This is a genomic window from Pseudomonas sp. S3(2024) (assembly GCF_036861315.1).
GTDB lineage: Bacteria > Pseudomonadota > Gammaproteobacteria > Pseudomonadales > Pseudomonadaceae > Aquipseudomonas > Aquipseudomonas putida_A.
Genome location: NZ_JAZAQQ010000001.1, coordinates 443,360 through 454,933, shown reverse-complemented (window position 1 = coordinate 454,933; position 11,574 = coordinate 443,360). Strand labels below are relative to the sequence as shown.

11 protein-coding genes are annotated in these 11,574 nt (G+C 61.2%); 1 reads left to right on the top strand and 10 read right to left on the bottom strand.

Features of this window, described 5'->3' with window-relative positions:
* Positions 1 to 19 precede the first annotated feature (19 nt).
* From VLA07_RS02160 to VLA07_RS02125, 8 genes are all read right to left on the bottom strand, one after another.
* A complete protein-coding gene (locus VLA07_RS02160; RefSeq protein WP_123586990.1) occupies positions 20 to 784 on the bottom strand; it encodes an ABC transporter ATP-binding protein in 765 nt (254 codons plus the stop codon).
* Positions 785 to 797: 13 nt separating this feature from the next.
* A complete protein-coding gene (locus tag VLA07_RS02155; RefSeq protein WP_097086538.1) occupies positions 798 to 1,916 on the bottom strand; it encodes a succinylglutamate desuccinylase/aspartoacylase family protein in 1,119 nt (372 codons plus the stop codon).
* 11 nt (positions 1,917 to 1,927) lie between these two features.
* Positions 1,928 to 2,638, bottom strand: coding sequence for an ABC transporter permease (locus tag VLA07_RS02150; protein ID WP_041070638.1), 711 nt, complete (start codon positions 2,636 to 2,638; stop codon positions 1,928 to 1,930).
* Positions 2,635 to 3,363, bottom strand: coding sequence for an ABC transporter permease (locus VLA07_RS02145; RefSeq protein WP_003222319.1), 729 nt, complete (start codon positions 3,361 to 3,363; stop codon positions 2,635 to 2,637). Before VLA07_RS02145 ends, VLA07_RS02150 begins: the two co-directional genes overlap by 4 nt.
* 57 nt (positions 3,364 to 3,420) lie before the next feature.
* On the bottom strand, positions 3,421 to 4,203 hold the full coding sequence (locus tag VLA07_RS02140) for a transporter substrate-binding domain-containing protein (RefSeq protein WP_003222321.1): 783 nt from the start codon (positions 4,201 to 4,203) through the stop codon (positions 3,421 to 3,423).
* 387 nt (positions 4,204 to 4,590) lie between these two features.
* Entirely contained in the window at positions 4,591 to 6,279 is a 1,689-nt protein-coding gene (locus tag VLA07_RS02135; RefSeq protein WP_333988333.1) for an ATP-dependent DNA ligase, read from the bottom strand.
* Entirely contained in the window at positions 6,276 to 7,310 is a 1,035-nt protein-coding gene (locus VLA07_RS02130) for a ligase-associated DNA damage response exonuclease (protein WP_097086545.1), read from the bottom strand. The genes VLA07_RS02135 and VLA07_RS02130 overlap by 4 nt, the downstream gene beginning before the upstream one ends.
* 204 nt (positions 7,311 to 7,514) lie before the next feature.
* Positions 7,515 to 9,962: a penicillin acylase family protein gene (locus VLA07_RS02125; RefSeq protein ID WP_333988332.1), complete on the bottom strand. Its 2,448-nt coding sequence runs from the start codon at positions 9,960 to 9,962 to the stop codon at positions 7,515 to 7,517.
* 190 nt (positions 9,963 to 10,152) lie between these two features.
* On the opposite strand from VLA07_RS02125, the gene VLA07_RS02120 reads away from it, so the two are divergent.
* Positions 10,153 to 10,710 carry a cysteine hydrolase family protein gene (locus VLA07_RS02120; RefSeq protein ID WP_333988331.1) on the top strand — a complete coding sequence of 186 codons (558 nt, stop codon included), beginning with the start codon at positions 10,153 to 10,155 and terminating at the stop codon, positions 10,708 to 10,710.
* Positions 10,711 to 10,858: 148 nt separating this feature from the next.
* Here the strand turns inward: VLA07_RS02120 and VLA07_RS02115 are convergent, their stop codons facing one another.
* Positions 10,859 to 11,062 carry an SEC-C metal-binding domain-containing protein gene (locus VLA07_RS02115; RefSeq protein WP_003198420.1) on the bottom strand — a complete coding sequence of 68 codons (204 nt, stop codon included), beginning with the start codon at positions 11,060 to 11,062 and terminating at the stop codon, positions 10,859 to 10,861.
* Positions 11,059 to 11,553: an LEA type 2 family protein gene (locus VLA07_RS02110; protein WP_027614355.1), complete on the bottom strand. Its 495-nt coding sequence runs from the start codon at positions 11,551 to 11,553 to the stop codon at positions 11,059 to 11,061. The genes VLA07_RS02115 and VLA07_RS02110 overlap by 4 nt, the downstream gene beginning before the upstream one ends.
* Positions 11,554 to 11,574: the final 21 nt, after the last annotated feature.

The following is an 11,574-nucleotide window of genomic DNA, read 5'->3' as shown; positions in this document are numbered from 1 at the left end:
AGGTTTTTATCTGCGTCTATTACTTGAGGTTCCCGCTGAGGAACTGCTTCAGCCGTTCGCTGCGCGGATTGCCCAGCACGTCTTCCGGCGCACCTTCTTCCTCCACCAGGCCTTGATGCAGGAACAACACCTGGCTGGAGACTTTGCGGGCGAAGCTCATTTCATGGGTCACCATGATCATCGTCCGGCCTTCTTCAGCCAGACCCTGAATCACTCGCAGCACTTCACCCACCAGCTCCGGGTCGAGTGCCGAGGTCGGTTCGTCGAACAGCATCACTTCCGGCTCCATCGCCAGCGCCCGGGCAATTGCCACCCGCTGTTGCTGGCCGCCGGAGAGAAACGCCGGGTACTGATCGGCAACCCGCGCCGGCAGGCCCACTTTATCCAGATAACGGCGGGCGCGGTCTTCAGCTTCCTGCTTGCTGCAACCCAGCACCCGGCGCGGGGCCATGGTGATGTTTTCCAGCACGGTCATGTGGCTCCACAGGTTGAAGTGCTGGAACACCATGGCCAGTCGCGTGCGCAGGCGTTGCAGTTCATTCGGGTCGGCGACGTGCATGCCGTGGCGGTCGGTGACCATGCGGATCGCCTGGCCATCGAGGCTCATGGCGCCGTCGTTGGGTTGTTCGAGGAAGTTGATGCAGCGCAAAAAGGTGCTTTTACCCGAGCCGCTGGCGCCGATCAGGCTGATCACGTCGCCGGTTTTGGCCTTGAGCGAAACGCCTTTGAGTACCTGATGGTCGCCATAGCTTTTGTGCAGACCTTCAACAGTCAATTTGTACATGGGACAGACATCCTCAAGGCGAAAGTAGATAGCCGCTGCGATAGGCTTCGGCGCCCGCCACGTGGGCGATCACCATGCCGGCAGTAGCCATGCGCCGCAGCGAGCGGGCGTACAGCAGGCCGGCGGCAGTGCAATGAATGGGGGTGACCCGGTCGTGGATCGGGTCGATGATTTCGGCAATCTGTTGCCCGGCTTGCAGGTATTGCCCGGCCGTGGCGGTGTACACCAGCAAGCCGCCCACCGGCGTGGTCACCGGTTCGACGCCGGCCAGCGGCGTGGCGGGGAACGGCAGGGGCGGCTGCGGCTTGGTCTCGCCGACGATCGCGTCGAACTGGATCAGGTAATCGATCAAGGCCTGGCAGTCACGACTGGCCATTGGGTGATTGACGTCACCCTGGCCGCGCAATTCCACGGTCACCGAAAAGCTGCCCAGCGGAATCTCGAAGTGTTCGCCAAAGCGCTCCTGCAGTTGCCACCACAACAGGGTGAAGCATTCGTCGAATGACTGGCCGCCGGAATCGGTGGCCAGCAGACTGGCCTGAGCTTCGATGTAACGCGCCAGCGGCTCGACCTGCGGCCACGCTTCGGGCGTGGTGTAGAGATGAACCACGGATTCGAAATCGCAGTGCAGATCCAGCACCATGTCGGCATCGCACGCTAGCCGTTGCAAGGTCAGGCGCTGGGATTGCAGTTGTGTGCCGGGCGTTTGACGGGCGAGGGCGTTGCGCAGGCTGGCGCGGATCAGCTCAAGGTTGCGCTGCGGGTCGTCGCCCAGTTTGCCCTCGATGTCGTTGCCGATTTCTTCGCTGAGGTCGACGAACCAGCGATTGAAATTCTGCCCGCTCTCCATCTCGTACCGGCCCAGCGGCACGTCCATCAGCACTTGTTCGAGGCCGACCGGGTTGGCCACCGGCACCAGCACAATCTGGCTGCGCAGGCGCCCGGCGGCTTCCAGCTCCGCCAGTCGCTGCTTGAGGTGCCAGGCGACGAGCATGCCGGGCATTTCGTCGGCATGCAGCGAGGACTGGATGTAGATCTTGCCTTGGGCCTGCTCCGGGCCGAAGTGGAAGCTGTGGATCTGTCGTGCGGTCCCCGGCACCGGGGCCAACAGGTCATGGATCTGGTGTCGCATTACAGGTTTTCCTAGTGGGTCGGCCCGAGGAATGCCAGCCATCGGCGTTCGGCGAGGCGGAACAGGCCGACCAGCGCGAAGGTGATGGTCAGGTAGATCAGCGCGGCGATGCCGAACGACTGAAAAGTCAGGTAGGTCGCCGAGTTGGCGTCCCGCGCAACTTTCAGGATGTCGGGGATGGTCGCGGTGAAGGCCACGGTGGTCGAGTGCAGCATCAGGATTACTTCGTTGCTGTAATACGGCAACGAGCGACGCAGCGCCGACGGCATGATCACGTAGGCGTACAGCTTCCAGCCGGTCAGGCCGTAGGCCTTGGCTGCTTCGACTTCGCCATGGTTCATGCTGCGGATCGCCCCGGCGAAAATCTCCGTGGTGTAGGCGCAGGTGTTCAGGGCGAACGCGAGGATCGTGCAGTTCATCGCATCGCGAAAGAAACTGTCGAGCAACGGCTGCGCGCGCACGGCGGCCAGGCTGTAGATCCCGGTGTAGCAGATCAGCAACTGGATGTAGAGCGGCGTGCCACGGAACAGGTAGGTGTAGAACTGCACCGGCCAGCGCACATAGAAGTGCGAGGACACCCGGGCGATCGACAACGGGATCGACACCAGAAAACCGATGAAAATCGAGGCGCTGAGCAGCCACATGGTCATCGCCAGACCAGTGATGTTGGTGCCGTCGGTATAAAGGAAGGGTTTCCAGTATTCCTGCAGGAGTTCGATCATCGTACGGCCTCCCGGGCACCGGCGGCGTAGCGACGCTCAAGCCAGCGCAGGATGACGTTGGATGCACTGGTGATCAGCAGATAGATCAAGGCGGCGAGTACCAGGAAGTAGAACAGTTGATAGGTGCTTTTACCGGCGTCCTGCGCGGCTTTGACCAGATCCGCCAGACCGATGATCGACACCAGTGCGGTGGCCTTGAGCATCACCATCCAGTTGTTGCCGATGCCCGGTAGAGCGAAGCGCATCATTTGCGGGAACACCACAAAGCGAAAACGCTGGCCACGCTTGAGGCCGTAGGCGGTGGCCGCTTCGACCTGACCACGCGGTACGGCGAGGATCGCCCCACGGAAGGTTTCGGTGAAATACGCGCCATAGATGAAGCCCAGGGTGATCACCCCGGCGGTAAAGGAGTCGATCTCGATGTAGTCCCACTCCATGACGTCGGTCAGGGCGGTCAGCCAGGTTTGCAGGCTGTAGAAAATCAGCAGCATCAGCACCAGATCCGGCACCCCGCGAATCAGCGTGGTGTAAAGCTGGGCAGGCAGGCGCAGCAGTTTGGATTTCGACAGTTTGGCACTGGCGCCCAAGAGGCCGAGCAACACGGCCACCAGCAGCGACAATGCCGACAATTTGATGGTCATCCAGGTGCCTTCCAACAGCAACGGGCCGAAGCCCTTGAGGCTGAAGGCGGAGAGCCCCAGATTTTGTAAGAGGTTTTCGAACATAAATCAGCAACCTGAGCGGATGGAAAAGGCGCCCATCGAGTGATGGGCGCCAGGGCATTATTTACCGCTGTACAGATTCAGATCGCCAAAGTGTTTCTTTTGAATCTCGGCGTATTTGCCGTCATCGTGTAACGCTTTGATACCTTTATCTAAAAGCGCCTTCAGCTCTTTGTTACCTTTCTTAATACCGACAGCGGTTTTGGCTGGCAGCAATTCGCTGTCGACCGGCTTGCTGACTTCGTAGTTGGCGCCATCCGGCGACTTCAAAAAGCCCAGTTCGGCTTGCAGCATGTCCTGAATCGAGGCGTCGAGACGGCCGTTTTTCAGGTCGGCGTAGACCTGATCCTGGTTGGCGTAAGCCTGGATTTTTACCCCGGCCTTCTCCAATACGGCCTTGGCGTAGGCTTCCTGGATGGTGCCTTGCTCGTAACCGACCGACTTGCCCTTGAGGGAAGCGACGTCATCGCTCAGGCCGGAACCCTTCTTGAACACGTAGGAAGTCGGGCCGGAGAACAGCTCGCTGGAGAAGTCGATCGCCTTTTCACGGGCCGGGGTCACGGTCATCGACGAGATCACACCGTCGAATTTGTTGGCGTTGAGGCCCGGAATCATGCCGTCGAAGTCACTTTCAACCCATTTGCACTTGACCTTCAGCTCGGCGCAGATCGCGTTGCCCAGGTCGATGTCGAAGCCCACCAGGCTGCCGTCGGCCGCTTTCGACTCGAACGGTGCGTAGGAAGGATCAACGCCAAAACGCAGCTCTTTGTATTCCTTGGCCAGCGCGGAGCCGGCAGCCATGCACAACGCCAGTGCAGAAAGGGTCAGCAATGCTTTTTTCATTATTCAATCCCTAAGAACCAATATGAGCGCTTGTGGCGCAGAATTATTGTTACTGGAACGCGTACGACCTATAGAAAGTAGCAATTTCCGAACCAGAGTCCCGAACAAGTGTTTTAAAAGGTTGGGGGAGGGAGGAGGGAGAGGGATTGGTGCACGGGAATGGGCGGCTGTTGAAGGCTGCACCAACTTGGGTCGATGCACGCATTTTTAGGTGCTGGGATGAGCCGTTGTGGCGAGGGAGCTTGCTCCCGCTGGAGGGCGAAGCACTCCCCTGGATTTTTCAAATAGACCATCGTTTTGCGACTGCTGCGCAGTCGAGCGGGAGCAAGCTCCCTCGCCACAGGGCGTTCATCCAGTTAAATGTGATCGGTGTCCCCGGAAACCGGGTCAGGCCAGCAAATCCTGCAGCGTCGCCAGGCTGTCGGCCTCATCCACCGTCTTGTCCTGCCGCCAGCGCAGCATCCTTGGAAAACGCACGGCGATGCCGCTCTTGTGCCGCCGCGACAGGGCGATGCCTTCGAAACCCAGTTCGAACACCAGACTCGGCTTGACGCTGCTGACCGGGCCGAACTTTTCCACGGTGGTCTTGCGCACGATGCTGTCGACCTGGCGCATTTCCTCGTCGGTCAGCCCCGAATAGGCCTTGGCGAACGGCACCAGCGCCCGTTGGCTGGACTCGGGCGGGCCGTCCCACACGGCGAAGGTGTAATCGCTGTACAGACTGGCGCGCCGGCCATGTCCGCGCTGGGCATAGATCAACACCGCATCGACGCTGAACGGATCGACCTTCCACTTCCACCACACGCCCATGTCCTTGGTCCGGCCTACGCCATACAGGGCGTCGCGGGCCTTGAGCATCATGCCCTCGACACCGAGGCGCCGTGAGGCTTCACGCTGTCGGGCGAGATCGAACCAGTCGCTGCCGGTCAGAATCGGCGAGGCTAGTAACACCGGGTTGTTACCGTGAGCGATGACCTGCTCCAGTTGTGCGCGTCGTTCGGCCTGCGGACGGTTGCGCCAGTCTTCGCCTTGCCACTCCAGCAAATCGTAGGCAAGCATCACCACCGGCACTTCTTCGAGGATTTTCTTGTCGAGGGTTTTGCGCCCGATGCGTTGCTGCAGCAGCGCGAACGGTTGCACCGCCGGCGGTGCGCTCGATTGCGGATCGAAGGCGTCTGCGGTGCTCGGATGGGTGCTTTTCCAGACTACAATTTCGCCGTCGATCACCGTGCCGTCGGGTAACGCGTGGATCAATGTATCGAACTCGGGGAAACGCTCGGTCACCAGTTCTTCACCCCGCGACCAGACCCACAGCCGGCCCTCGCGCTTGACCACCTGCGCACGGATGCCATCCCATTTCCATTCCACCTGCCAGTTGCTCGCCGGCCCCAGCAGCGCTTCAAATTCCTCCACCGGTTGTGACAAGCCATGGGCGAGGAAGAACGGGTAGGGCTGGCCGCCGCGCTGCGCATGTTCGTCGGCGGATTCCGGCGCGATCAGTTTCAGGTAGCTGGCAGCGTTCGGCCGGTTCGACAGGTCGGTGTACCCCACCAGGCGCTGCGCCACCCGTTTGCTGTCGAGGCCGGCCATCGACGCCAGAGCGCGGGTGACCAGCAGTTTCGACACGCCGACGCGGAAGCTGCCGGTGATCAACTTGATGCACAGCATCAGGCTCGGCCGATCCAGTTGCGCCCACAGTGCGGGCAATTGGCGGGCGAGGTATTCCGGGGTTTCACCGCGCAGTGGCAGCAGCTTGTCTTCGATCCATTCGGCAAGACCGGCTTCAGAGCTGTGCAGGTTTTCCGGGAGCACCAACGAAATGGTTTCTGCCAGGTCGCCGACGGACTGATAACTTTCCTCGAACAGCCACGGTTGCAGCCCCGAGACTTCCACCGCCAGTTCGCGCAGGATGCGCACCGGTACCAATTGCCGTGGGCGTCCACCGGACAAAAAGTACACTGCCCATGCCGCGTCTTGCGGTGCGGCCTGCGCGAAGTAGGTTTGCATCGCCGCCAGTTTGGCGTTGCTCGATGTGGTGGCGTCGAGTTCGGCGTACAGCTCGGCGAAGGCTTTCATGCTTGCACCTCGGCGATAACCGGCTCGGCGCCAATGTTTTCCTCTTCGTCGTCGCCGTATTCGGTGTTGAAACCCTGCGCGTCCAGGCCTTGTTCGCGCAGATGCCGGACCAGCACGCCGATCGAGCCGTGGGTGACCATCACCCGTTCGGCGCCTGTCTGTTCGATGGCCCAAAGCAGGCCGGGCCAGTCGGCGTGATCCGACAGCACGAAACCGCGATCCACACCGCGCCGCCGGCGGGTGCCGCGCAGGCGCATCCAGCCGCTGGCGAAGGCGTCGCTGTAGTCACCGAACCGGCGCATCCAGGTGCTGCCACCGGCCGAGGGCGGGGCGATCACCAGCGCCTGACGCATGATCGGGTCGGATTTTTTGATGTCGCCGGCGTAGATCGTCGGCGGCAGGTACACGCCGGCCTCGCGGTAGACCCGGTTCAGTGGCTCGACCGCGCCGTGGCTGAGGATCGGGCCGAGGCTGGCGTCGATGCCGTGCAGAATCCGCTGGGCTTTGCCGAACGAGTAGCAGAACAACACGCTGGCCTTGCCGGCGGCGATGTTCGCCTGCCACCACTGGTTGATCTCGCTGAACACCTGCGCCTGTGGTTGCCATCGGTAGATCGGCAGGCCAAAAGTCGATTCGGTGATGAAGGTATGGCAGCGCACCGGTTCGAACGGCGCGCAGGTGCCATCGGGTTCGATCTTGTAGTCCCCCGACGCGACCCAGACTTCGCCGCCGTATTCCAGACGTACCTGGGCCGAACCGAGCACATGCCCGGCGGGATGGAAACTCAAAGTCACGCCGTGATGGGTCAGCCGCTGGCCGTAGGCGAGGGTTTGCAGGTTGATGTCCTGACCCAGACGCGCACGCAAAATCCCTTCGCTGGCGCTGCTGGCAAGGTAGTGCTGATTGCCGTTACGGGCATGATCGCCGTGGGCATGGGTGATCACCGAGCGCTCGACCGGGCGCCACGGATCAATATAGAAATCCCCGGCAGGGCAGTACAAACCTTCGGGGCGGGCGATAACAAGGTCCATGTCGTTACCAGAATGGGGGGCTTGTTAGCTATGAGGTTGGCGCGAGTCCGGAAGTTCTATCGATTATTTTAGAGTCGCTACAAAACCAATGTGGGAGCGGGCTTGCTCCGGGCGGCGTTCCGACGAATGCAGTGTGTCAGGCAATACGAAATCGCCTGACACGACGCCTTCGCGAGCAAGCCCGCTCCCACAGGGAGATTGCGTTTATTTGCCGGGGGTCAGGGTCAAACGCGTCTTGCCATACACCCGGTCAAAGTTCTGCGGCTGCATCGGCAAGCCGATGTACTGACCCTTGAGCCACGCATCGATGCCGTTGAGGTAGCTTGGGCTGGCCGGGTTACCGGACTGGCCGGTGCCGTTCTGCCCCATCAGCGGCTCAGCCTGGCTGAAGTCGACGATGAAACGCATCGACGGCGCACGCGTGGTGTTGAAGTCCTGACCCCAGGCAAACGCCGCGGTATTGAGCGTGGTGTGATCGCCGCCGGCTGCCAGCGGGCCGCGAACGGTCTGGCCATTGGCGTTTTTCCACGTGTAGCTGTGCAGTTTGCCCCACTGCCAGGCCTTGTGATCGCCACCCAACTGACTGTCGCCAGCGTTGATCGCGGCGGCCAGACTGCGCGCCAGAGTCACGGCTTTGTCTTCTTTCTGCGGGGTACGCAAGTCATCCCAGAACGGGCTGTCCTCGCGCCCCAGCAGGTGATCGGCCTGCGCCGCGTAGGACAAGTCGCCATTGGCGATAAAGGCTTTCCACGCCGGGCTCGACTCGGGGCCAAGCTCATCGAGGAAGATCTGCTTCATGCTTTCTTGCAGGAACAGTTCATAGATCGCCGCATCCGCCGAGGTCGGGCTGAGCTTGCCGTCAAACGCCATCAACCGCGTGAAGGCTTCGCGCGCCTTGTTTCGATCGGCTTCCGGCAGGGCGTCGATCGCCTGTTTCAGCGGCTGCTTCATGCCCGGCGCTTCAAACATTTTCTTCAGCTTGGCAGCGAAGGTGGTGGTCTGGTCGTACTGCATGGCGATCACGCTGCGACCGTCCTGTTTGCCGCTGTTGGCCAGTTCCGCCAAGCGCTCGCCGCGCTCCGGCGCCGCCCACGAGTTGGACAACTGCATGCCGTAGCCGTGAGGAATGACCCGCTGATTGGCAGTGCCGAGCCAGCCCTGGGTCGGGTCCTGATCGTACGGGTGGAGCATCGGGTCGGCGTAACCGTCCCAGTCGTAGCGACCCTCCCAGCCCGGCGATGGCAGCAGGCCTTCGCCTTCGCGACGGTTGGGGAAACGCCCGGTGACTTGCCAGCCGATGTTGCTGGCGTCGGCGAACACCATGTTCAGGGCGATGGCGCGGATCTCGCGGCTGGCGTCTGACGCACGTTCAACGTTCTGCGCGCGGGTCAGGTCGAAAAATGCGTCCAGCGATTTGTCGTCGGTGAAGCTCGGGGTCTGCAGGGCCAGGCCAAAACCGTTGCCTTGTACGGCCTGAGCACTGTTGAGCAGCGCGCCGTGGCGGGTTTCGTACACCGCTTCGCGAATTGGTCGCTGGCCTTTGACGAAATAGGTTTCGTTGCGCACGCCCAGCGGCTGCCATTTGCCATTGACCTCATAGGTCAGGCTGTTGCCCTGACGGCGGATTTTTTCCAGGAACAGGTCCTGATTGTCGCCGAGCACGCTGGTGGCGCTCCACGCCACTTTGCCGTTGAAACCACCGAGGACCATCGGCAAACCGGCGACGGTGACACCGGCGGCCTGATATTTCGGCGCGCGGATCTGCACGAAAGTCCACAGCGACGGCGCTGCCAGTGGGCCATGGGCATCGCTGGCGAGAATGCTCTTGCCGCTACGGCTGCGTTGCGGGGCGATGGCCCAGTTGTTCGAGGTGCTGGCGCCCAGCAGATTCACCGCCGCCAGTTGTTGGCTGGCGTTGCTCAGCTCCGTCAGGCCGGGAATCTGCCCGTTGAGCTTGAGGCCTTGCAGCTTGTCAGCCTCGGCCAGTGGCAGGTTTTCATCCGGTGCGGACGGGGTCAGCCAGGCGAGTTTGTCGCTGCTCACGGTTTGCGCTAGCACCAGCGAGGAAATCTCTTCCGGCAGGTTGGCCGACTGGCTGAAGTTCAGCAACGCGAACATCAGTGCCGAATCCTCCGGTTTCCAGTATTCCGGCTTGTAGCCGCTGGAAGCGAGATCACCCGGCAGTTTGTCGGCGTAGCGGAACAGGTAGGCGTTGACGCCCCGCGCATAGACTTCGAAGAAACGCTTGAGGCGTGGCGACGAGGCCTTGTACAGCTCGTCGGCGCTTTTCTTCAGGTTGACCGCGCGCATGTAGCGGTCGGCGTCGAGCATCGAGGCGCCGGACATTTCCGCCAGACGCCCCTGGGCCAACAGGCGCAGGGTGACCATCTGGTTGATGCGGTCGCTGGCATGCACGTAACCGAGGGTGAACAGTGCGTCGTGGAAGCTGTTGCTTTCGATCAACGGCATGCCCATGGCATTGCGTCGCACCGAAACGTTCTGCGCCAGGCCCTTGAGCGGTTGCACGCCGGAGGTAGGCGGGAGGGTGTCCTGCGCGTTCCAGGTCTGGCAACCGGACAGGCTCAAGACACCGGTCACTGCTGCGGCAACGCCGAACCGGGGTAGAAAATGTGTAAGGGCTGGCGAGGCCATGGCAAAGCTCCTGCGGGGGTGTAGAGGCTGGGGGCGCAATAAAGCCGCTACGTTAGTGAGCAGGAGATGGCCGCGCAAGCGGGGCGAGTGGTTATTTCTTGCCATTGATCGATGATTGTCTGATGGCTTGCTTATTTGCAGGGGTGGGTGATGAAGTGCGGGAATCAAATGACTCTCGTGAGAAGACGCCATGGAGCTTCAGGCCAACGCTGCACTGATCATCATCGACCAGCAACAAGGCATTCTGCAGCCGCGCCTGGGGCGGCGGAATAATCCGCAGGCTGAAGAGCGCATGCTCGATTTACTGAGGGCGTGGCGCAGTAGCGGGCGGCCGGTGATTCATGTGCAGCATCTGTCGCGTGAACCGGATTCGGTGTTCTGGCCCGGGCAGTCAGGGGTGGAATTTCAGCAGCGATTCATGCCGCAGGACGGTGAATGGCTGATCCAGAAACAGGTACCGGATGCGTTTTGTGCCACGGGGCTGGAAGCGCAGCTGCATGAGGCGGGGATCGGGCAATTGATCATTGTTGGTGTAGCGACCAACAACTCGGTGGAATCCACAGCGCGCACGGCGGGCAATCTGGGGTTTGAGGCGTGGGTGGCGGAGGATGCGTGTTTCACCTTCGACAAGGCCGATTATTTCGGCACACCGCGTTCAGCCGAAGAGGTGCACGGGATGTCGCTGGGGAATTTGCAGGGGGAGTATGCGACGGTGGTCAGTGCGAAGCAGATTCTGGCGGCTGTCTGAACAGTTTGGGGTGAATGTACCGGCCCATTCGCGAGCAAGCCCGCTCCCACAGTCGACTGCGTTCAGTCAGTAGGAATGCGGTCGAATGTGGGAGCGGGCTTGCTCGCGAAGGCGGCTTGTCAGGCGAAGAAGGACTTCACCTGAAGCATCAAGCGCCGTGGCACTTCTTGAATTTCTTGCCGTTGCCGCATGGGCAAGGGTCGTTGCGGCCGACGTCTTTCAGGGCGTTGCGCACCGGTTCCTGGTGGGCGTGGCCGCAGTTCGGGCCGTGGACATGGCCATGGTCGTGATCGTGATGATGGTCATGATCGTGGTTGCAGTCAGGGCCATGGACATGAGGTTGCTGAGTCATCGGTTGTGCTCCGGAATTAAATCGGCGGGGATTATCACGCCATTGCGCTCCAGGTGCACGTAGTGGGCGATGAATAAACCGGTTTCCATCTCACCCTGCAATCGATAGGGCACCTGCTGGTGCTGACTTTTCAGCATTTTCACCACGTCCTTGACCCGCGGCCACAGGTTGGTGCGGATCGGTATCCGATAGAACGCGCTGCTTTTCGGCCCTACCGTGATCCAGTGTTCATGCTCGCCTTCGGCCAGCAACAGGTCTGCCAGATGAATGCGATATTCCATGCCGCGCACCGTCAGGTCGCTGTCGTTGGGGTTGTCGATGCGAAAGTGCAGGATGAATTTCTGTTCGAGCAGCTTGGCCCGCACCACCTCGACTTTTACCAGGTGCACGGCGGGGTCGACGCTGTCGTCGCTGAACCATGAGGCGCAACCGCCGAGGTTCAGGATCAGCATCAATAACAAGCCATGCAGTGTGCGACAGTGACCGAGCATCGAAAAAACTCCCTTTGTGCC

Bases quoted from the DNA above. Each gene is read 5' to 3' on its own strand.
- VLA07_RS02160 (WP_123586990.1), bottom strand. From the start codon at position 784: ATGTACAAATTGACTGTTGAAGGTCTGCACAAAAGCTATGGCGACCAT.
- VLA07_RS02155 (WP_097086538.1), bottom strand. From the start codon at position 1,916: ATGCGACACCAGATCCATGACCTGTTGGCCCCGGTGCCGGGGACCGCA.
- VLA07_RS02150 (WP_041070638.1), bottom strand. From the start codon at position 2,638: ATGATCGAACTCCTGCAGGAATACTGGAAACCCTTCCTTTATACCGAC.
- VLA07_RS02145 (WP_003222319.1), bottom strand. From the start codon at position 3,363: ATGTTCGAAAACCTCTTACAAAATCTGGGGCTCTCCGCCTTCAGCCTC.
- VLA07_RS02140 (WP_003222321.1), bottom strand. From the start codon at position 4,203: ATGAAAAAAGCATTGCTGACCCTTTCTGCACTGGCGTTGTGCATGGCT.
- VLA07_RS02135 (WP_333988333.1), bottom strand. From the start codon at position 6,279: ATGAAAGCCTTCGCCGAGCTGTACGCCGAACTCGACGCCACCACATCG.
- VLA07_RS02130 (WP_097086545.1), bottom strand. From the start codon at position 7,310: ATGGACCTTGTTATCGCCCGCCCCGAAGGTTTGTACTGCCCTGCCGGG.
- VLA07_RS02125 (WP_333988332.1), bottom strand. From the start codon at position 9,962: ATGGCCTCGCCAGCCCTTACACATTTTCTACCCCGGTTCGGCGTTGCC.
- VLA07_RS02120 (WP_333988331.1), top strand. From the start codon at position 10,153: ATGGAGCTTCAGGCCAACGCTGCACTGATCATCATCGACCAGCAACAA.
- VLA07_RS02115 (WP_003198420.1), bottom strand. From the start codon at position 11,062: ATGACTCAGCAACCTCATGTCCATGGCCCTGACTGCAACCACGATCAT.
- VLA07_RS02110 (WP_027614355.1), bottom strand. From the start codon at position 11,553: ATGCTCGGTCACTGTCGCACACTGCATGGCTTGTTATTGATGCTGATC.